General features: G+C 65.9%; 17 protein-coding genes. 5 read left to right on the plus strand and 12 right to left on the minus strand.

Annotated elements, in window-relative coordinates:
* Nucleotides 1-108: 108 nt before the first annotated feature.
* From F3J44_RS10535 to F3J44_RS10545, 3 genes are read left to right on the plus strand one after another with little or no spacing between them, the layout of a single operon-like run.
* Nucleotides 109-1,347: an exonuclease SbcCD subunit D C-terminal domain-containing protein gene (locus F3J44_RS10535; protein WP_167272129.1), complete on the plus strand. Its 1,239-nt coding sequence runs from the start codon at nt 109-111 to the stop codon at nt 1,345-1,347.
* Nucleotides 1,344-4,988: an AAA family ATPase gene (locus F3J44_RS10540; RefSeq protein WP_167272132.1), complete on the plus strand. Its 3,645-nt coding sequence runs from the start codon at nt 1,344-1,346 to the stop codon at nt 4,986-4,988. The genes F3J44_RS10535 and F3J44_RS10540 overlap by 4 nt, the downstream gene beginning before the upstream one ends.
* On the plus strand, nt 4,985-5,578 hold the full coding sequence (locus F3J44_RS10545; RefSeq protein WP_167058054.1) for a glutathione S-transferase: 594 nt from the start codon (nt 4,985-4,987) through the stop codon (nt 5,576-5,578). The genes F3J44_RS10540 and F3J44_RS10545 overlap by 4 nt, the downstream gene beginning before the upstream one ends.
* 163 nt (nt 5,579-5,741) lie before the next feature.
* On the opposite strand, the gene F3J44_RS10550 is transcribed toward F3J44_RS10545, so the two are convergent.
* The 11 genes from F3J44_RS10550 to F3J44_RS10600 all read right to left on the minus strand — a co-directional run bounded on the left by F3J44_RS10550 (nt 5,742) and on the right by F3J44_RS10600 (nt 17,698).
* A complete protein-coding gene (locus tag F3J44_RS10550) occupies nt 5,742-5,918 on the minus strand; it encodes a hypothetical protein (RefSeq protein ID WP_167058057.1) in 177 nt (58 codons plus the stop codon).
* Nucleotides 5,919-6,068: 150 nt separating this feature from the next.
* A complete protein-coding gene (locus F3J44_RS10555; RefSeq protein ID WP_205299812.1) occupies nt 6,069-7,202 on the minus strand; it encodes a lactonase family protein in 1,134 nt (377 codons plus the stop codon).
* A complete protein-coding gene (locus F3J44_RS10560) occupies nt 7,165-7,455 on the minus strand; it encodes a DUF5629 family protein (protein ID WP_167272139.1) in 291 nt (96 codons plus the stop codon). The genes F3J44_RS10555 and F3J44_RS10560 overlap by 38 nt, the downstream gene beginning before the upstream one ends.
* Nucleotides 7,456-7,519: 64 nt before the next feature.
* The gene (locus tag F3J44_RS10565; protein WP_167058678.1) at nt 7,520-9,895 is read right to left on the minus strand and encodes an RND family transporter; all 2,376 of its coding nucleotides are present in this window, start codon (nt 9,893-9,895) and stop codon (nt 7,520-7,522) included.
* A gap of 20 nt (nt 9,896-9,915) precedes the next feature.
* On the minus strand, nt 9,916-10,941 hold the full coding sequence (locus F3J44_RS10570) for a YCF48-related protein (RefSeq protein ID WP_205299813.1): 1,026 nt from the start codon (nt 10,939-10,941) through the stop codon (nt 9,916-9,918).
* Nucleotides 10,942-11,192: 251 nt separating this feature from the next.
* Nucleotides 11,193-13,850: an aminopeptidase N gene (pepN, locus tag F3J44_RS10575; RefSeq protein WP_167058069.1), complete on the minus strand. Its 2,658-nt coding sequence runs from the start codon at nt 13,848-13,850 to the stop codon at nt 11,193-11,195.
* 13 nt (nt 13,851-13,863) lie between these two features.
* Nucleotides 13,864-14,694, minus strand: coding sequence for a DUF2797 domain-containing protein (locus F3J44_RS10580; protein ID WP_167272145.1), 831 nt, complete (start codon nt 14,692-14,694; stop codon nt 13,864-13,866).
* On the minus strand, nt 14,691-14,951 hold the full coding sequence (locus F3J44_RS10585; RefSeq protein WP_119370829.1) for a YeaC family protein: 261 nt from the start codon (nt 14,949-14,951) through the stop codon (nt 14,691-14,693). Before F3J44_RS10585 ends, F3J44_RS10580 begins: the two co-directional genes overlap by 4 nt.
* Before the next feature lie 13 nt (nt 14,952-14,964).
* Nucleotides 14,965-15,840 carry a rhomboid family intramembrane serine protease gene (locus F3J44_RS10590; RefSeq protein ID WP_167058075.1) on the minus strand — a complete coding sequence of 292 codons (876 nt, stop codon included), beginning with the start codon at nt 15,838-15,840 and terminating at the stop codon, nt 14,965-14,967.
* Nucleotides 15,837-16,808, minus strand: a complete 972-nt coding sequence (locus tag F3J44_RS10595; RefSeq protein WP_167058078.1) for a metallophosphoesterase — start codon at nt 16,806-16,808, stop codon at nt 15,837-15,839. Before F3J44_RS10595 ends, F3J44_RS10590 begins: the two co-directional genes overlap by 4 nt.
* Nucleotides 16,808-17,698, minus strand: a complete 891-nt coding sequence (locus F3J44_RS10600) for an NAD(+) kinase (protein ID WP_027919132.1) — start codon at nt 17,696-17,698, stop codon at nt 16,808-16,810. Before F3J44_RS10600 ends, F3J44_RS10595 begins: the two co-directional genes overlap by 1 nt.
* Before the next feature lie 88 nt (nt 17,699-17,786).
* On the opposite strand from F3J44_RS10600, the gene F3J44_RS10605 reads away from it, so the two are divergent.
* Both F3J44_RS10605 and cybB read left to right on the plus strand, forming a co-directional pair.
* Complete coding sequence (locus tag F3J44_RS10605) at nt 17,787-18,728, plus strand: DUF1853 family protein (RefSeq protein WP_167272147.1); 942 nt, start codon at nt 17,787-17,789, stop codon at nt 18,726-18,728.
* A 141-nt stretch (nt 18,729-18,869) separates the two neighbouring features.
* Nucleotides 18,870-19,415 carry a cytochrome b561 gene (gene cybB, locus F3J44_RS10610; protein WP_167272150.1) on the plus strand — a complete coding sequence of 182 codons (546 nt, stop codon included), beginning with the start codon at nt 18,870-18,872 and terminating at the stop codon, nt 19,413-19,415.
* On the opposite strand, the gene F3J44_RS10615 is transcribed toward cybB, so the two are convergent.
* Nucleotides 19,406-20,290 (minus strand): 1-aminocyclopropane-1-carboxylate deaminase/D-cysteine desulfhydrase, encoded by an 885-nt coding sequence (locus tag F3J44_RS10615; protein ID WP_167272153.1) that lies wholly within the window; start codon nt 20,288-20,290, stop codon nt 19,406-19,408. The two genes, cybB and F3J44_RS10615, sit on opposite strands and share 10 nt — an antisense overlap.
* Nucleotides 20,291-20,320: the final 30 nt, after the last annotated feature.

A 20,320-nucleotide genomic window follows, 5' to 3' on the forward strand; every position in this document is an offset into this window, starting at 1 on the left:
TGTGGGAGCGGGCTTGCCCGCGAAGAGGCCGGTACAGGCCAACCTGCACTTGCGTTACCATACCGCCCCAACCCCAAAGCCCCCCAGCTCCCTTCCAACAGGTCATCCATGCGTCTGTTTCACACCTCCGACTGGCACCTGGGCCAAAGCCTGCACGGCCAGGAACGCGACTTCGAACACGCCTGCTTCCTCGACTGGCTGCTCGGCCAGCTGCAGCTGCGCCAGCCAGACGCGCTGCTGATCGCCGGGGATATCTTCGACACGGTCAACCCACCGGTCAAAGCCCAGGAACGGCTCTACGACTTCATCGTCCAGGCCCATGAGCAACAGCCGAAACTGGACATCGTGATGATCGCCGGCAACCACGATTCCGGCTCGCGCATCGAGCTGCCCGCCGCGCTGATGCGCCGCCTGCGCACCCATGCCCTGGGCCGCGTGCACTGGCTCGACGAAGGCCAGCTGGACGCCGAACGCCTGCTGATCCCGCTGACCAATGGCCGTGGCAAGGTCGCCGCCTGGTGCCTCGCCCTGCCCTTCCTGCGCCCGGCCGAAGTCACCGGCCCGCAACTGGGCGAGGACTACCTGCAAGGCATCACCCAGGTGCACCAGCAGCTGATCGCCGCCGCCCAGAAAAAGCGCAAGAAGGGCCAGGCACTGGTCGCCATCAGCCACGCACACATGGCCGGTGGCGCAGTGTCGGAAGACTCCGAACGCAGCCTGATTATCGGCAACGCCGAGGCGCTGCCGGCCAAGCTGTTCGACAAAGCCATCAGCTACGTCGCCCTCGGCCACTTGCACAAGCCGCAGAAGGTCAACCGCGAAACCCGCATCCGCTACAGCGGCTCGCCAATTCCGTTGTCGTTCGCCGAAATCAACTACCCGCACCAGGTGCTGGAGGTCGAGCTCGATGGCACCGAGCTGGTCAGCGTCGAGCCGCGCCCCATCCCCCGTGCGGTCGCCCTGCAGCGGGTCGGCCCGGCGCCGTTGGGCGAGCTGCTTGAGCAGTTGGCCGAGCTGCCGGTGGTCGACCTGCTGGAAGACCCCAACCGCCAGCCGTGGCTGGAAGTGCGCGTACGCCTGGACGAACCACAGCCCGACCTGCGCCAGCAGGTTGAAAACGCCCTGCATGGCAAAGCGGTGCGGCTGATCCGCATCAGCGCCGAGTACGCAGGCGCCGGCACCGCCGAGGATGACGACATGGCCTTCGTCGAACTGGCCCAGATGACGCCCCATGACTTGTTCGGCCGCGCCTGGGAACAAGCCTACGGCAGCCCCGTGGACGAGCAGACCCTGGCCGACTTCGCCCAGCTGCTGCAAGACGTGCAGCAAGAAGAGGAACAGCCATGAAGATTCTCGCCATCCGCCTGAAGAACCTGGCATCCCTGGCAGGGCCTGTGGACATCGACTTCACCGCCGAACCCCTGGCCAGCGCCGGCCTGTTCGCCATCACCGGGCCGACTGGCGCCGGCAAGAGCACCCTGCTTGACGCCCTGTGCCTGGCCCTGTTCGGCACCGTGCCGCGGCTCAACGACATCGGCCGCGAGGCCAAGGTGCCCGACGCCGACGGTGAAATTCCCACCTCCGACCCGCGCAACCTGCTGCGCCGCGGCACCGGCAGTGGCTTTGCAGAAGTCGACTTCGTGGGCATCGACGGCCACCGCTACCGCGCCCGCTGGGAAGCCAACCGCGCCCGCGACAAAGCCAACGGCAAGCTCCAGCACAGCCGCCAGAGCCTCTACGACCTGGACAGCGAGCAGGTACTGGGCAGCGGCAAGAACGAATACAAGCAATTGATCGAGGCCCGCCTGGGCCTGAACTTCGAGCAGTTCACCCGCGCGGTCATGCTGGCGCAAAGCGAATTCGGCGCATTCCTCAAGGCCGACGACAAAGACCGCAGCGAGCTGCTGGAAAAGCTCACCAACACCGCCATCTACACCCGCCTCGGCCAGCGCGCCTTCAGCAAGGCACGGGAAACCGGCGAGGCGCACAAAGCCCTCAACGACCGCGCCAGCCACTTGCTGCCAATGGCCAGTGAAGCCCGCGCCGAGCTGGACCAACAACTGGAGCAGGCGCTGCAGCAGCTCAAGGCCGACCAGGCCGGCGAGCGGCAACTGGAGCAGCAACGCATCTGGCTTGAGGAGCAGCGCCAGCTGCACGCCCAGCACAGCGCCGCCAGCACCGCCCTGCAGGCCGCCGAAGACGGCTGGCAGCAACTGGCCGAACAGCGCCTGGACCTGCAGCGCCTGGAACGCCTGGCCCCCCAGCGCCACCAGTTCCACCGCCAGCAAATGCTCGCGGCGCAATTGGCAACGCTGGGCGCGCAGATCGCCGAGCAACAGCACCGGCAAAGTGAACTGCAGGGTGCCACCGGCGAACTTGAGCAGGCCCAGGCGGCCGCCCGCGACGCCTTGGCCCAGCAACAGGCCCAGCACGGCGAAAACGCCCCGCGCCTGCGCCAGGCGTTCGCCGGCCAAGACACCCTCACCCGCCTGGATGAAGCACTCACCGCGCAAACCACTGCCGCCCAGCAGGCCGAGCAGCACGTGGGCGAAGGCCAGCAACACCTGCAGCAGCTGGAAGAAAACCAGCAGCGCAGCCAGCAACAACTGGCCCTGATCGACACCGCCCTGGCCGACAGCGAGCACCTGGCAGGGTTGGCCAGCGCCTGGCAGGCCTACCTGCCGCAGCTCAAGCAAGTGATGCTGATTGGCGGGCGCCTGGCCAAGGGCCGTGAGGAACTGCCGGGCCTGCAGGCCCAGGCCAGCCAGGCCAATGCCCAGCTGCAGGGCCAGCGCGAGCACTACGAGCTGCTGTTCCGCGAAGCCAAGGCCGAGCCCCAGGCCCTGGCTGAACAAATCGACCTGCTCGGCGGCATGTTGCAAGACAACCGCAAACAGCAACGCGCCGTCGAGGAGCTGTCGCGCCTGCACGGCCGCGAACTGGACGTGCGCCAGCAGCTCGACAGCCTGCGTGGCCGCCAGCAGCAGGCCATGCAGCAACGCCAGCACCTGATCGGCGAAGGCACCGCCGCCAAGGCCGAGCTTGAGGCCGCCGAGCAAGCGCTCAACGTCACCCGCCAGTTGCTCGAACGCCAGCGCATGGCCCGCAACACCAGCGTCGAGGAACTGCGTGGCCAGCTGCGCGAGGGCGAGCCTTGCCCGGTGTGCGGCAGCGCCGAACACCCGTTCCACCAACCCGAAGCGTTGCTGCAAAGCCTGGGCCGCCACGACCAGGCCGAAGAGGACGCGGCGCAGAAGCAGGTCGAAACCCTCAACGGCAAGCTGGTCGAGCTGCGCACCCAGCTGGGTGTGGTCAATGCCCAGCTCAAGGATTACCAGCAGCAGCAACAGCAACTGGGTGAGCAGCTGCAGCCGCTGGTGGCCCAGGTGCAGGCCCACAGCCTGTGGCCGGCGCTCGCGCCCCAGGACGACAAGGCCCGCAGCGCCTGGCTCGACAGCCAGCTACGGCGCCTGGACGAAGAAATTGGCAAGGACGAAAAGCGCCAGAGCGCCCTGCTCGCCCTGCAAAAGGATGCCGCCCGCCTCAACCAGCAACTGCAGGCTGCCGAGCAGGCCCAGCAGCAGGCCCAGCGCAACCTGGACCATCAACACCAAGCCTTGGCCAGCGACGAGCAACAACTGCAGCAAGGCCTGAGTGACCTGGCCAGCGTGCTGCCGGACGATGTGCTCAAAGCCCTGGGCGACGACCCGGCCCATGCATTCCTGGCCCTCGACCAGCAGATCGCCCAACGCCTGCAGCAGCTGGAGCAACGCAAGGACGAACAGGACGAACAGCAGGCCCGCCAAGGCCAGCTGGACAAACTGCGCGACCAGCAACAGGCACGGCTGCAGGCCCTGGAGCAGGCGCGCCAGCAGCTTGCCAGCGTCGACACCCAGCGCCAGCAGGCCCAGGCCGCCCTGGCCGAACTGCTTGGCGAGCATGCCAACGCCGAGGCCTGGCAGCAGCATCTGGACACGCAACTGGAACAGGCCCGCGCCCTCGACGCCGACACCGCCCAGCGCCTGCAAGCCCTGCACACCCAGGGCGTGCAACTGGCCACCGAACTCAAGGCCAGCGGCCAGCAACAGCAGGCCCTGGCGCTTGAATGCCAGCAGTTGCAAGGCGACATCGCCCAATGGCGCGCCGCGCACCCGGAACTGGACGACGCAGGCCTCGACCGCCTGCTGGCCATGGACGACGCCCAGCTGGGCGAGCTGCGCCAGCGCCTGGAAAGTGCGCAGAAAGCCATCGAACAAGGCCGCGTGCTGTTCCAGGAGCGCGAACAGCGCCTGCAGCAACATGCCGCACTGATGACCGTGGAAAGCTCGGTCGAAGACCTCGAACAGGCCCTGGCGGCGCTGCGCGAAGGCCTGGCAGGCCACGAACAGCACTGCGCAGAGCTGCGTGCGCAGCAGGCCGACGACCAGCGCCGCCAGCAGGCCAGTGCCGCCCTGGCCGGGGAAATCGAACAGGCCTACCAGCAGTGGCAACGCTGGGCGCGCTTGAATGCCCTGATCGGCTCGGCCTCAGGCGACGTGTTCCGCAAGATCGCCCAGGGCTACAACCTCGACCTGCTGCTGCACCACGCCAACGCCCAGTTGCGCCAGCTGGCCCGGCGCTACCGCCTCAAGCGCGGTGGCAGCGCCCTGGGCCTGCTGGTGCTGGACACGGAAATGGGCGATGAGCTGCGCTCGGTGCACTCGCTGTCCGGTGGCGAGACGTTCCTGGTGTCGCTGGCCCTGGCCCTGGGCCTGGCCTCGATGGCGTCGAGCACGTTGCGCATCGAGTCGCTGTTCATCGACGAAGGCTTCGGCAGCCTCGACCCTGAATCGCTGCAACTGGCCATGGACGCGCTCGACGGCCTGCAGGCCCAGGGGCGCAAGGTGGCGGTGATTTCCCACGTGCAGGAAATGCACGAGCGCATTCCGGTGCAGATCCAGGTACGGCGCCAGGGCAATGGCCTGAGTGATGTGGAGGTGTGCGGGTGATCCTCTACTCGTTCCGCCGCTGCCCCTGGGCCATGCGCGCGCGCCTGGCGCTGCGCTATGCCGGCTGTGCGGTGGACATCGTCGAGGTGGCGATGAAGAACAAGCCGCCGGCGTTGCTGGCGCTGTCGCCCAAGGGCACGGTGCCGGTGCTCGACACCGGTGCCGGGGTACTGGAGGAGAGCCTGGACATCATGCGCTGGGCGCTTGAGCAGCACGACCCGCAAGACTGGCGCCTGCAGGCCGACCCGCTGGCGGCGCAGCACGCCGAGGCGCTGATTGCCCGCAACGACAGCACGTTCAAGGCGCAGGTGAACCTGTACAAGTATGCCGAGCGCTACCCCGAGCATTCACGCGAGCACTACCGCCAGCAGGCCGAGGCCTGGCTGGCGGAGCTTGAGACGTTGCTTGAAGGCCGGGCGTTCCTGCTGGCCGAACAGGCGAGCCTGGCCGATGCCGCGCTGTTGCCCCTGATGCGCCAGTTTGCCGGGGTCGAACCGCAGTGGTTCGCCGAGGCGGCTTATCCGCGGGTGCGGAGCTGGCTGGAGGGGTGGCTGGCGTCGGACCTGTTCAAGTCGGTCATGGCACGTTAGACACCTGTCTCAAGCATTTCATGGCCCCTGTAGGAGCGAGCCTTGCTCGCGATGGGCTGCAAAGCAGCCCCGGCAATACGGGCTGCGAAGCTGAAAACCTGGGGCCGCTGCGCGACCCATCGCGAGCAAGGCTCGCTCCTACAGGGTCCGAGTCAGGCTTGAGTCAGTGGCCGTGCTTGGCGCTCAGTGCAGCATGGAAGTTGGCGCTCTGGCGCAGGTACTGCTCGGTGTAGCTGTGGGTGGCCGATGCCTTGCTGCTGTCGGCATGGGCATGGGCCGGCAGCACCACGGAGGCGGAAATGGCAGAGGCGGCGATCACGGGGAAAAGGTTGAAGTTCATGGGGCTGACCTCGACGTTTTGAGTTTGACGTTCAGCCACTTGGGCCTTGGGTCAAACTTACGCCGCCGAGGCCAGCTGCAGAAATTCATTGCGCTGGTAGGGATTATTAGCGGTATCGATAGTTCACGCCCCCTTCCGGGGGCGTGAACGCTACTCGATGAACTTGAGGTCCGACGGCGCGTCCTGGGTGAAGGCCTGCACCGTTTCGCCCAGCTTGCCGCTGCGCGGGTCGCGGCGCATGACCACGATCTGGTTGCTTTTCTGGTTGGCCACCAGCAGGAAGTTGTCGCTGGGGTCGAGGGCGAATTCCCGTGGGTGATCGCCTTCCACCGAACGGCGCTGCAGGAAACTCAGCTGGCCGTCGTCCTTGCCCACGCTGAATACCACGATCTCATTCGCCGTGCCGCGGTTGCTCACGTACAGAAAGCGCCCATCGGCTGACAGGTGCAGCCCGCCGGAGGCTTTCGCCGCAGCGTCCTGGCGCTCGGTCAGGGGCAAGCGCTGACGCTCAAGCAAGGCATCGTCCTTGACGTCGAACATCACCACTTCGCCGCTCATTTCAAGCGTCAGGTAGGCATGCCGGCCCTTGGCGTCGAACAGCAAATGGCGCGGGCCGCTGCCCGGTGGCAGGTCGACCGCAGCGGGAATCGCCGGGCTCAGCGGGTGGTCGGCGCTGGCGCCGTCGTAACGGTAGATGAACACCTTGTCGGCGCCCAGGTCGCAGGCATACACGTGCTGGCCATCCGGCGACAGCACCAGCGAATGCACGTGGGCACCGGCCTGGCGTTCGGGGTTCACCTTGCTGGGAGTGTGCCGCAACTTCTGGACCACCTCCTTGAGCTTGCCGTCCTTGGCCACCGGGATCACCACCAGGCTGCCGCCCGGGTTGGGGGCAACGGCGTAGTTGGCGACGAACAGGTAGCGCTGGTCACGGCTGAGGCTGGCGTGGGTGGGCTCGTCGCCGCGGCTGGCCACCTGGTTCAGCGGCTTGATCTCGCCCTTGGCACTGACGCTGAAGCTGCTGACCTGGCCATTGACGGTTTCGTTGACCGCAAACAGCTGGCGCTGGTCGGCCGACAGCACCAGCCAGGAGGGGCTGACACTCTTGACCACCTGCAGCGGCGTGGGCGCGATCTGCCCGGTCTTGGTGTCGAACGTGTAGCGGTAGATGCCCTGGCTTTGGCCATCGGTGTAGCTGCCCACCAGCAGCGTGGCTGCCTGGGCGGCGATTGTCAGGCTCATCAGGCTAGCGGTCAGCAGGCTCGTCCAGGTCCGGTTCTTCATCGTCTTCATCCGGGGCACGCAAGGCACTCATACAGATTAGACGATGCTCGCCCTGGGCATCGGCCAGTTGCCATTCATCGCCGCTGGCAACCGCAGCAGCGACTTGCTCCGGGGTAAAGGACCAGCGACGGTGCTGGCGGCCGTCCATGCATTCGACGGTAAGGCCGTTGGCGTCGCAGGTGAAGTCGAAGGCATGCAGGCCGTCGATCAGGAGCATGTCGCAGGATGCGAGGGCGGTGGCGAGGGAAGACATGGGAATACCGTTTGAAAATGAGCTGGCAGTATAACCCCTGGGGCTGCTTTGCAGCCCCAGCGATTCAATGGGCGAAGATCGAGCCGCCCTGTTTGCCCGCCATTTTCTCCGGCTTGATGAGGAACCGCGCCAGCGCCGGCAGTAGCCACAGCGCGCCAAACATGTTCCACAGCAGCATGAAGGTCAGCATCAAGCCCATGTCGGCCTGGAACTTGATGGCCGAGAAGATCCAGGTGCACACGCCAATGGCCAGGCACAGGCCGGTGAACAGCACCGCTTTACCTGTCGAGCGCAGGGTCTGGTAATAGGCTTCCTGCAACGGCAACCCGGCGCGCAGGAAGCTTTCCAGGCGGCTGTAGATGTAAATGCCGTAGTCCACGCCAATGCCCACGCCCAGGGCCACCACCGGCAAGGTGGCAACCTTCACGCCAATGCCCATGAACGCCATCAGCGCGTTACCCAGTACCGAGGTGAGCACCAGCGGCAGCACGATGCACAGGGTGGCGGCGAATGAGCGGAAGGTGATCATGCACATCACCGCCACGCACAGATAGACCAGGATCAGGATGGTCAACTCGGCCGACTTGATTACCTCGTTGGTGGCGGCCTCGATCCCGGCGTTACCGGCGGCCAGGAGGAACTGCAGGCCCTGCTTGTCATGGCTGTCGGCAAAGGCCTTGGCCACGCTGGTCACCCGTTCCAGGGTTTCGGCCTTGTGGTCGTTGAGGAACACCAGCACCGGCGCCAGCGAGCAGTCGGCGTTGTACAGGCCGTCGGCACGGGCGATGGAGTTGTTCAGCACGTCCGGGTTGCGCGAAAGGGTTTCCCATTTCAGGCTGCCCTCGTTCATGCCCTTGATTACCTGCTTGGACACCGTCACCAGGGAAATGGCCGACTGCACGCCCGGGGTGTTCTCCATGGTCCACATCAACTCGTCGACCGGCGCCATGGTCGAGTGGATCGAGCAGCTTTCCGGCGGAGTCTTGACCATGATCACCAGCACATCGGAACTGGTGGAATAGTTGCTGATGATGAAGTTGTTGTCCTGGTTGTAGCGCGAGTCGGGGCGCAGCTCCGGCGCGCCCTGGTCGAGGTCGCCGATCTTCAGGTTCTGGCTGTACCACAGGCCGCCAGCGAACATCACCAGGGCCAGGGCAATCGACACCGGCGCCACCTTGGCACTGGCGAAGTTCGACAGCAGGCGCCAGAACGGGTGCTCGCAGGTCGCGTCCTTCTTGCTGCGTTCGATGGCCTTCTTGCTGATGCCAACGTAGGAAATAGCCACCGGTAGCAGGATCAGGTTGGTGAAGACGATCACCGCCACGCCAATCGAGGCGCCGATGGCCAGCTCGCGGATCACCCCGATGTCGATGATCAGCAAGGTGATGAAGCCCACCGCGTCGGCGAGAATGGCGATCATCCCCGGCAGGAACAACTGGCGGAAGGTGCGCCGAGCGGCGGTCAGGGCGTTGTCGGCGTCGCTGGACTGCAGGGCGATGCCGTTGATCTTCTGCACCCCGTGAGAAATGCCGATGGCGAAGATCAGGAACGGCACCAGCATCGAGTAGGGATCCAGGCCGAAGCCCACGGCATGCATCAGGCCCAGCTGCCACACCACCGCCACCAGGGTGGTGATGAGCACGGCAACGGTGCTGCGGATGCACCAGGTAAACCAGTACAGCAGCACCCAGGTAATCGCCAGGGCCACGCCGAAGAACATCGCCACCATCACTAGGCCATCGATCAGGTCGCCGACCTTCTTGGCAAAACCGATGATGTGGATTTTCACGTTGGGGTTCTGCGCCTGGAACTTGTCGCGGATTTTCTCCTCCAGTTGGTGCGAGAACTGCTGGTAGTCGAGCTTCACCTGCCGGCCGGGGTCCTGCGGGTCGGGGAAGCTTTCCAGCAGCGGCACGTCGACGATGCTGGACTTGAAGTTGTTACCCACCAGGCGCCCCACCTGGCCCGACTTGAGCACGTTGTCGCGCAGGCTGTCGAGGCTGTCCTGGGAGCCGTTGTAGGTGTTGGGAATCACCTCGCCACCGGAGAAGCCCTCCTCGGTGACCTCGCTCCAGCGCACGCTGGGGCTCCACAGCGATTTCAGCCCGGCGCGGTCGACGCCGGGGATGTAGAACACCTCGTCGTGGATCTGGCGCAGGGTCTCCATGTAGTCCTTGTCGAAGATGTCGCCGTTGACCGCCTCCACCGAAATGCGCACGGTGTTGCCGAGGTTGGCCAGGTCGTTGCGGTGTTCCATCATCTGTTCGATGAAGGGGTGCTGCAGCGGGATCATCTTCTCGAAACTGGTCGAGGGGCGAATCTGCGTGGCCTGCCAGAACAGGAAGATGCTGACCAGCAGGCACAGGGCGATGACCACCGGGCGGTTGTTGAAGATCAGGCGTTCGAGCAGCGTGGCCTTGTCCTGGTGGTGCGGGTGCATGGTGATGCTCTCCCTGCTGGTCATGGCCGCACCTCCTTGGCAGGCAGGTCCGCACCGTCGGCGCCGGCCAGGTGGACGCCACCCTGCCCCACCAGCAGCAGGCCGCCATTGGCCAGGCCGCTGACGCCGGCCAGGGCGATGCGGTCGGCGCGGTTGTAGACGCTGAAGTTCTGCCCGTCATCGGTGCTGCGCAGCACGCTGCCGCCATTGCCCACCAGCACCAGGCTGCCGTCTTCGACAAGCGTAGCGCCTGCCAGGCCGAATTCGAGCTCGCCGCGTGCGGCCTTGAGGGCGATGGGCTGCCAGCTGTCACCGAAGTCGGTGGAGCGGAACAGATTGCCGCGCAGGCCGTAGGCCAACAGGGTGCGCGGCGCGGCAGTGCCGATCACGCCGAACAGCGAGCCCTCGTAGGGGCCCTGGACCTTGGCCCAGGTTTGCCCGTTGTCGCTGGAGCGGAACATGCCGCCCTGCTCGCCGACGATGAACAAGCCGGCGTCGCGCACCCGGGTGATGCCATTGAGGTGCAGTTGGTCGGGGTTGTCCAGGCGCTCGGCGATGTCATTCCAATGCTGGCCGCCATCGGTGGTTTCCAGCAACGCCCCGTAGGCGCCCACGGCAAAGCCGTGCTGGGCGTCGAGGAAGGTCAGGTCGAGCAGGGGCGCTTCGCGGGCAAGATCTTCGAACTGCTTGCTCCAGGTTGCGCCGCCGTCGTTGCTGGCCAGCACCTGTGCATCGTGGCCTACGGCCCAGCCGCGTTTGTCGTCGAGGAAGTACACGGCGGTGAGCAACTGCCGGGTAGGCACCCGGGCCTGGGTCCACGTGGCGCCCTGGTCGTCGGAGAACAGGATATGCCCGCGATCACCCACCACCACCAGGCGCTTGCCGGCATGGGTGGCGCCGATCAACAGGCTCTGGCTGGCCTTGGCCGATTCGGTGGAGTATTCGTCGGCGCCAGCGGCTTGCGCGCTGTCGGCCCACATGCCCAGTGCCAGCGCCAGCATCGCACCGGCCGCCAGCGGCCAGGCACCACGCCTGGCTTGCGTCATCACCCGCTCCTTCATGACCATCCCCTGTTGTGTTCTTCTTGGTGGGTCTGTGCTGTGAAAAGCCTGTGCTAGAGGCTTGCCGTAGCCTGGAGGGATCGTATCGGGGAAGGTTGCGCGAATACAACGGACAAGACGTTATGTTTTGTTAACCGCCCAAAAGCTTCGCGGGGCAAGCCCGCTCCTACAGAGGTATGCGATCCCTGTAGGAGCGGGCTTGCCCTGCGAATAGGCCGGTTCTGGCTACCAAAAACTCAAGCCAGGCTCTTGCTCACCACTTCATACACATCGCTGGACAGCTCACCGGAAGCCAGAATCCGCTCCAGCTCGCCCTTCATCAGCACCTGCCGCGCGTCGTCGTACTTGCGCCAGCGGGTCAGCGGTGCCAGTTGGCGCGAAGCAATCTGCGGGTTCAACGCGTTGAGCTCGATCACCAAGTCCGCCAGGAAGCGATAACCCGAACCGTCGGCTGCGTGGAAGTTCACCAGGTTCTGCCCGGCAAAGGCGCCGATCAACGCCCGGACCTTGTTCGGGTTCTTCAAGGTGAACGCCGGGTGCTGCATCAGCGCCTTGACCCGTGCCAGGCCGCCCGGCAAGGTGCTGGCCGCCTGCACGCTGAACCACTGGTCCATGACCAGCGGGTTGTCCTTGAAGTGCTCGGCAAAGGACTCCAGGGCCTTGGCGCGCTCGGCCTCGAAAGGCGAGTTGACCAGCACCGCCAGCGCGGTCAGGCGCTCGGTCATGTTGTCGCAGTGCTCGAATTGCTCCAGGGTCGCTTCCAGCACCTGCGCCTTGCCGCTCTGCATCAGGTACGACAGCGCGATGTTCTGCAGGCTGCGGCGGGCGAAGTGCTCGGCCGCGGCCACATAGGCGGTGTTGCGCGACACCTCACGGTTGGCCTGGTAGCGCGCCCACAGCGCGTCGAACAGCTGTTCGGCGATTTGCTGGCGGGCGAACTCGCGGGCCGCGTGAATGGCGTCCACGTCCGCCACCTGGCTGATCTCGGTGAGGTAGGCTTCACCGGGCAGCGAGAGCATTTCGGCAACCATGGCGGGGTCGAGCGATGCATTGCCCAGCACCGTGCCGAGCGCGGTAATCAGGCGCTGGTCAAGGGTGAGCGCTGCGCCGCGCTGGTACTGGCCGATCAGCTCCTGCAGCACCTGCACCGACAATTGCTGGCCCGCTTCCCAGCGGTTGAAGCCATCGCTGTCGTGCTGCATCAGGAACATCAGCTGGTCACGGTCGTAGGGGAAGCTCAACTTCACCGGCGCGCTGAAGCCGCGCAGCAGCGACGGCAGCGGCTTGGCGGCTATGCCCTGGAAGGTGAAGGTCTGCTCGGCCTCGGTCACCGATAGCACGCGGCTGCTGGCCCCAGGGCTGGCTTCACCGGCCAGTTGCAGTGGCAGGTCGTTGCCCTGGGCATCGAGCAGGCCCAGTTCCACCGGAATCACGAACGGCAGTTTCTCGGCCTTGTCCGGGGTTTGCGGGCAGCTCTGGCGGAAGGTCAGGCTGTAGGTCTGGGCGGCGCCATCATAGGCTTCGCTGACCGCCAGGCGCGGGGTGCCGGCCTGGTTGTACCAGCGCTTGAACTGGGTGAGGTCGACGCCGTTGGCGTCTTCCATGGCCTTGATGAAGTCGTCGGTGGTGACCGCCTGGCCATCGTGGCGCTCGAAGTACAGGTCGCTGCCCTTGCGGAAACCGTCTGCGCCCAACAGCGTACGCACCATGCGCACCACTTCGGCGCCCTTCTCGTACACCGTCAGGGTGTAGAAGTTGGAGATTTCGATGAAGCTGTCCGGGCGCACCGGGTGGGCCATGGGGCCGGCGTCTTCGGCGAACTGGTGGGTACGCAGGTAGGCGACGTCCTCGATGCGCTTGACCGTGCGCGAGTTCATGTCGGCGCTGAACTCGGCATCGCGGAACACCGTGAAGCCTTCCTTGAGCGACAGCTGGAACCAGTCGCGGCACGTGACGCGGTTGCCCGACCAGTTGTGGAAGTACTCGTGGGCGACCACACCCTCGACACGCTGGTGGGCGGCGTCGGTGGCGGTTTCGGCGCGGGCCAGCACGCAACTGGAGTTGAAGATGTTCAGGCCCTTGTTTTCCATGGCGCCCATGTTGAAGTCGTTGACCGCGACGATCATGAAGATGTCCAGGTCGTACTCGCGGCCATACACCTCTTCGTCCCAACGCATGGACTTCTTCAGGCTGACCATGGCGTGGTCGCACTTGTCGATGTTCTCGGGCTCGACATAGATGCGCAGGGTCACGTCGCGGCCGGACTGGCGGGTGAAGTTGTCCTCCACGCACCAAAGGTCACCGGCCACCAGCGCGAACAGGTACGCCGGCTTCATGAACGGGTCTTCCCAGGTTGCCCAGTGGCGGCCGTCTTCAGCCGGCCCGCTGCCGATCGGGTTGCCGTTGGAAAGCAGCACGGGGTAGCGATGCTGTTCGGCGATCACCGTGGTGGTGAAGGTGCTCATCACATCGGGGCGGTCGAGGTAGTAGGTGATCTTGCGGAAACCTTCGGCCTCGCACTGGGTGCAGAACATCTTGCCGGACTTGTACAGGCCTTCCAGCGCGGTGTTGCTTTCAGGGTGGATCTTCACGCTGGTGTCGAGGGTGAAGCGCTCGGCCTTGGGCTGGACGGTCAGGCTGTCGGCTTCGAGCTGGTAGTCACCGGCCTGCAGCTCGGCATCGTCGAGCGAGGCACGCAGCAGCTCCAGCTGCTGGCCATCGAGCACCAGCGGCGGCAGCCCGGCACCGCGTGCCGGGTTGCGGCGCATGACCAGTTGCGCATGGACCAGGGTGTGGTCCTCGAACAGTTCGAAGGTCAGGTGCGTCTCGTCGATCAGGTACTCGGGCGCCTGGTAGTCCTTGAGGTAGATCACTTGCGGTTGTTCGGTACGCATGTGCAGGTCCTTTTTACTGGAGCACGGCCAACTGGTAGGCCGTGTACTTGCGAATGTTGATCACGCCGGTGTCGAAGATCAGGTACTGGCCCTTGATGCCCAGCAGCGTGCCTTCGGCCACCGGGTCCTTGTCGAGGTTGAAGCTGACGATCTTTTTCGGGTAGGCCTCGACCGGGTAGTTCATCTGCACCACTTCGGCATCGGGCAGCGGCTGGATCGCCTGCAGGCCAAAGCGGGCCTGCAGGTCGCGCAGGCCATCGGCGCAGGCGTCGAACACCTGCTCGCGGATGGCCGGCAGGTCGAGCGCTTCGGCGTCGCCCTTGAGCAGCGCGCGCCAGTTGGTGCGGTCGGGCACCTGGCTGCGCAGCACGTCTTCGACCAGGCCCGATTGCTGGCGGGTGGCCACGCGCATGATCGGCAGGGCCTGGATGGCGCCCTGGTCGAGCCAGCGGGTGGGCAGCTGGGTGGCGCGGGTGATGCCCACCTTGATGCCCGAGGAGTTGGCCAGGTAGACCACGTGGTCGGTCATGCAGAACTGTTCGCCCCACGACGGCTCGCGGCAGGTGCCGGCATCGTAGTGGCATTTTTCCGGGGCCATGATGCACACGTCGCACTGGGCCAGCTTGGTCATGCAGGGGTAGCAATACCCCTGGCTGAAGCTGGTCTTGGTGCGCTTGCCACAATGGTTGCAGTGAATGGCGCCGAGGTATTCCAGGCGCAGGGGCTGGCCGATCAACGGGTTGACCGGCACCAGGGTGTCATCGAGGCGGAAGCTGTACTGCACCAACGGTGCCTGCAGGCTGACCGCCATCTTGCTCAAAGAGCCACGAGCGAGTTCGATCAATGTACCGAGTCCGACTTGAACAGAATGTTGGCAATGGGGGCGGACTTCGAGGCGCATTCCTGCGGGCCCATGTAGCCGGTGCGCTGGTCTTCGGGGAGGTTCTTGATTTCCCAGGCGATCACCGCCTGCAGCGACAGCTCTTTCTGCTCGGCGGTGAGCTTGCGCCCGTCCGACCATTTGCCGATTTCCACGGCCAGTTTCAGGCTCTCGTAGATTTCCGGGGTGATGTTTTCAATCATTTGCGCGAAAGTGGACATAGAGTCTCCTGGTTCAAGCCGACAGTTTACGCCGGGCCAGCGCCCCGCCCAAGAGCCCGGTCAGGCATCCGATGAGCAGCCCGCCGACGTGGGCGGCGTTGGCGATCTGGCCGAAGCCGAGCTGGCCGACCACGCCGGTCAGGCACACCACCAGCCAGATCAGCATCATCACCAGCACGCCCCGGGGCAGGTTGAAGTGAGGGTTGGGCGCCAGCCACTGGTACAGCCACACGTGGCCGAGCAGGCCGTAGAGCACGCCAGACAAACCGCCGAACAGGCTCGGGCCGCTGGTGAAATGCTGGGCCAGGTTCGACACCAGGCTGAACAGCAAGGTCAGGCCCAGCAGCAACCAGGGGCCCTGGCGCAGTTCGATGCGCTTGCCCAGCTCCCAGTACCACATGCCGTTCATGGCCAGGTGCAGCACGCCAAAGTGCAGCAGCATGGGCGACACCAGCCGCCACCATTGGCCTTCGGCCAGGCCCTGGGCCAGCGGGGTGAAGTGCAGGTAGTCGCCCTGGACGCGGAAATCGAGGAAGGTGAGCCAGCTGATCGCATCGAGGTTGTCGCCCAGGCTGGTGAGGCCAGCGACGATCAGGCAGAGGATCAGCACGGCAGCTGTGACCTTGCAGGCCTTGGCCTGTTCCGCCAAGGACGGCGCTGCGGGGGCATTGGCGGGTGAATCCGCTGGCGCAAGCTGCACATCGGCATTGCCGTCGGGGAAGCGCTGGTACAGCTCGCGTACGTCGCCGGCCAGGGTGTCGGGGGCCCAGAGCACCTGCTCCTCGCCCTCCTCGCTCACCCGGTGCGGCACCTGCAGGCGCTGCAACAGGTGGACGAAGCCGCTGAGGTCGACCGACAGCGGCAGGCGCATGACTTCGATGATATTCATTGGTTGGCCTGTGGGCGCTCGACATCGACCCAGACGAACTTGTGCGGGTCGATATGGGTTTCGTCATCCAGCCGGTAGGCCGCCAGCTTGCCGTACAGCACTGCACTGTAGTCCAGGCAGGCCAGGTTGCTGCGGATCGGTGCCGGCCGGCCGCTGCGCCAGTAGTGGCCAACGAACAACAACGGTTCGTCTTCGGCGTAGCGCAGCAGGGCGTTCTTTTCGGTGTGGCTAAGCGGTGTGCGGGCCACTTCCTCGGGCAACGCATCGGGCTGGAACACGATGTCGCCGTAGGTTTGCGGGTCTTCTTCCCAGAACTTGGTGCGGAAGAAGGCGCGGGTCAGGCCGTCGCCGCCGGTGAGCGTGAGGCCGTCGGGCAGGCGCATGTCGGTGCCGCGCAGCAGGCGGTTGCACACGTTGGCGGCGAAGCTGCCGGAAATCGCCGAGGCCTGGATGAAATGCTCGTCGATGCGCCCGTCGGGGTATTGCTGGCGCAGTGGCTCGATCAGCCGTGGGTCCCAGCAGGCATGCACCAGGCGGAAGCGCCCGGCGTCGACGAACAGCGGCATGTCGTAGAACCACTGGATGAAGTCGTGCCAGTCGCCGGGGTGCTGGGCGAACTGTTCCAGGGTTTCGTCGATCAGCCGGGCGTGGCGCGGGGTGTGTTCGCGCACGAACGACTTGCCGCTGCCAGGCAGCGCCGGGGTCACCCAGCCCAGGGCGTTGTACTCGTGGTTGCCCATGATGCAGAACGCCTGGCCGGCCTCGACCATGTCGTGGACGATGTGCAGCGCCTCGCGAATGCGCGGGCCACGGTCGACGATGTCGCCCAGGAACAGGGCCTGGCGCCGGGGGTGACGCCAGACGCCGCCGACCCGTTTGTAGCCGAGGGCGTCGAGCAGGCGTTCGAGGGTCAGTGCACAGCCGTGCACATCACCGATGATGTCGAAACTGCGCGCCGGATCGAGCATCAGTCGTCCCTGCCTCCCAGGCGGCTGCCCCAGCCGAGCTTGGTGCGGCACACTTCGTAGTAGTTATGGTCCAGCGGATGGATCAGGCGCAGTTTCTGCGGTTTCTTGCTCACCGTGATGGTGTCGCCAGGGGCGCAGGTGAAGTGGTTCTGGCCGTCGCAGGACACCTGCGGGTAGATCTGCAGGTCCTTGGACACCACGATCTTCAGCTCGCTGTTGCCGTCGACCACGATCGGCCGGCCCGACAGGGTGTGCGGGTACATTGGCACGATGACGATGGCGTCGAGCTTGGGGTGCATGATCGGGCCGCCGGCCGACAGCGCGTAGGCGGTAGAACCGGTGGGGGTGGCGACGATCAGGCCGTCGGCCTTCTGGCTGCAGACGAACTGGCCGTCGATGTAGATCTCGAACTCGATCATGCGCGTGGACTTGCCTGGGTGCAGCACCACATCGTTCAGGGCATCGCCCTGGCCGATGGCCTCATGATGGCGGCGCACCTCGGCCTGCAGCAGGAAGCGGTTTTCCACCAGGTAGTGGCCGTCGAGCACTTCGGCAACCTTCTGCTCCAGCTCGTCGGGGCGGATGTCGGTGAGAAAGCCCAGGTTGCCGCGGTTGATGCCCAGCACCGGCACATTGTGCCGGGCCAGGGCGCGGGCGGCGCCGAGCAGGCTACCGTCGCCGCCCACCACGATGACCAGGTCGCAGACCTCGCCCAGCAGCTTGCGCGTGGAGGTTTGCAGGCCGTGGCCGGGCAGCACTTCGGCGATGGTGTCCTCGAGAATCACGTGCAGGTGGCGCTCGAGGAGGAATTTTTTCAGTCGGCGAATGGTATCGAGCACCTGGGAACTGCCAAGGCGGCCGATGATACCGATATTGCGAAATTGCTCCATGGGGCTCCTGCGGGGCTCTGCGACGGGTGACGATGCCGCGATTATGGGCGAAAGCACCGGGTAGCGGCAAACCGGCTATGCTCGCTGCATGATGCCGTTCACCGAGCTTTGCGAGCTACCGCGCCTGCTGCGCCGCCCGGCCGTGCGCGACTTGGCCTGGGCCCTGCTGTCGCCGGCGCTGCTCAGCGCCCCGCCGTGCCCCCAGCGCCACCCGCTGGCGGGCAGCGCCTGGGCGGCCGACCCGCAGCGCCTGGAAGGCTGGCTGCGGGCGCTGGATGCCGACGACCAGCCCCTGCGCGACTGGTTGGCGAAACTCACCAGCCGGCGCCTGGGGCTGTACTACGAAGGCCTGTGGCAATTTGCCCTGACCCACGCGCCCGGGGTCGAGTTGCTGGCGTCCAACCTGGCGATTCGTGCCAATGGCAGGACCTTGGGCGAGCTGGACATTCTGATGCGCGATGCGCAAGGCACCCATCATCTGGAGCTGGCGATAAAACTGTACCTGGGGCCAACCGAGGAAAACGGGCGCGACCCGGCGCACTGGCTCGGGCCGGGCTGCCACGACCGGCTGGGGACCAAGCTGGCGCACGTCGCCGGGCACCAGCTGCCGATGTCGGCAGATGCACAGAGTCGCGCAGCGCTGGCCGCCGTGGGGGTCGAGCAGGTGCGGGCGCACCTGTGGCTGGGTGGCTACCTGTTCTACCCCTGGCCTGGGCACGCCGAACCGCCACAGGGCGCCAACCCGCGGCATCTGCGTGGGCGCTGGGTGCGGCGCAGTGCTTGGGGCGTGGTGAGGGAGGAGCGCTGGCAGCCGCTGGCCCGGCATGCCTGGCTGGCGCCCGCGCGGGTTGAGCCGGGTGAATGCTGGACGGTGCAACAGTTTGGCAATTGGCTGGAGCAGCGCGACGAGCATGCACCGGCGCAATTGCTGGTGCGCTTGGAGCACCATGCCGACGGCGCCTGGCAGGAAGCCGAACGTGTGTTTCTGGTGGCCGACAGCTGGCCGCATTTGCCCCAGCGCTTGCCTTGAGGGTTGCGGCGGTTTCAAGATCGAGCGCCGCCCGCGCGGCGCATCGCAGGCAAGCCTGCGATGCGCCGCGGGGCGGCGCTCGATTTCACACAGGCTAAAACTATAAAGACCTACCCACCGACCTGATGACGAGGACCGACCATGGTTTCATCCACCCCCGCAAGCCATTATCCGCGCCTGTCCATCACCCTGCACTGGCTGATGCTGGTGCTGTTGGCTGCGGTGTACGCCTGCATGGAATTTCGCGGCCTGTTCCCCAAGGACAGCGCTGAACGCAACCTGATGAAAGACCTGCACTTCATGCTCGGCCTGAGCGTCTTCATCCTCGTCTGGCTGCGCCTGGCCGTGCGCCTGAGCCGCCCTACCCCGCCCATCGTGCCCAAGCCACCGGCCTGGCAAACCGGCCTTGCGCACCTGATGCACCTGGCGCTGTACCTGCTGATGATCGGCCTGCCCCTGGCCGGCTGGCTGGTTCTCAGCGCCGCCGACAAGCCGGTGCCCTTCTATGGCCTGGAACTGCCGCACCTGATCGGCCCAGACCCCGACCAGGCCAAGTTCATCAAGGGTTGGCATGAGCGCGTGGCCACCTGGGGCTACTGGCTGATCGGCCTGCACGCGCTGGCCGGGCTTTACCATCACTACGTGCAGCGCGACAACACGCTGTTGCGCATGCTGCCCTACAAGTAACCGCGCCGGCCCTGCAGGCCGCCGGTGTGCAGGAAGATCAGGCGCGTGCCCGGGGCGAACGCGCCGGCCTCGACCTGCTCTCGCAGGGCCATCAGTGCCTTGCCGGTGTAGAGCGCTTCGAACGGCACGCCACTTTGGCGTTCGCTGAGTTCGATAAAGGCCAGCAGTTCATCATCGAACTTGCCAAAGCCACCCCGGCAGGCGTCGTGCAGCTGGTAGCCGTGCAAGCCTGCCAGTTCAGCGACGGTTTGCGGCACGCCATGGTCCAGCGGCACGGCCAGTGCACCATGCACCACGTGCGCCCCGGCCTCGGCCAGCACCAGGCCGGCCAGCGTCGTGCCGGTGCCTGCGGCCAACCACCAGCCGTCGTAACCGCGCCAGCCCAGCGCGGCCAGCTGGGAACGCGCCTGCTCGACGATCAAGGCACAACCGGCGGCGCCGGCGACGCCGCCACCGCCTTCGGGAATGCAGTGCCAGCCGGGATAGCGAGCCTGCCAAGGCTCCCAGAAGCCCGCCTCATGGCGCGCCCGGTAGCCGCCATAGCCCAGCCAGTGCAGCGCCATGCCCAGGGCCTGCAGGTCGCGCACCGTGGGGGTGTCTTGAGGATGGCCGCGCAGCAGCCCGGCCGTGGCGAAGCCCAGGCGCTTGCCGGCGGCGGCCAGGGCATGCAGGTGGTTGGAATGGTTACCGCCCAGGCTGATCAGGCCAGGTGCCCGGGCCTGGCTGGCCTGCTGCAGGTGGTGACGGAGCTTGAACCATTTGTTGCCGCTGAGCAGTGGGTCGATCAGGTCCAGGCGCAGGATGGCGGCCTGGATCGTGTTCAACCAGGGCAGGCGCAGGGGCTGCAGGGGGGCGACGGGGATGTTGGGGAGCATGGGCCGAGTTTAACATGCCGCCTGGGGGAT

It is taken from the genome of Pantoea sp. Tr-811 (assembly GCF_011752535.1).
Taxonomy (GTDB): domain Bacteria; phylum Pseudomonadota; class Gammaproteobacteria; order Pseudomonadales; family Pseudomonadaceae; genus Aquipseudomonas.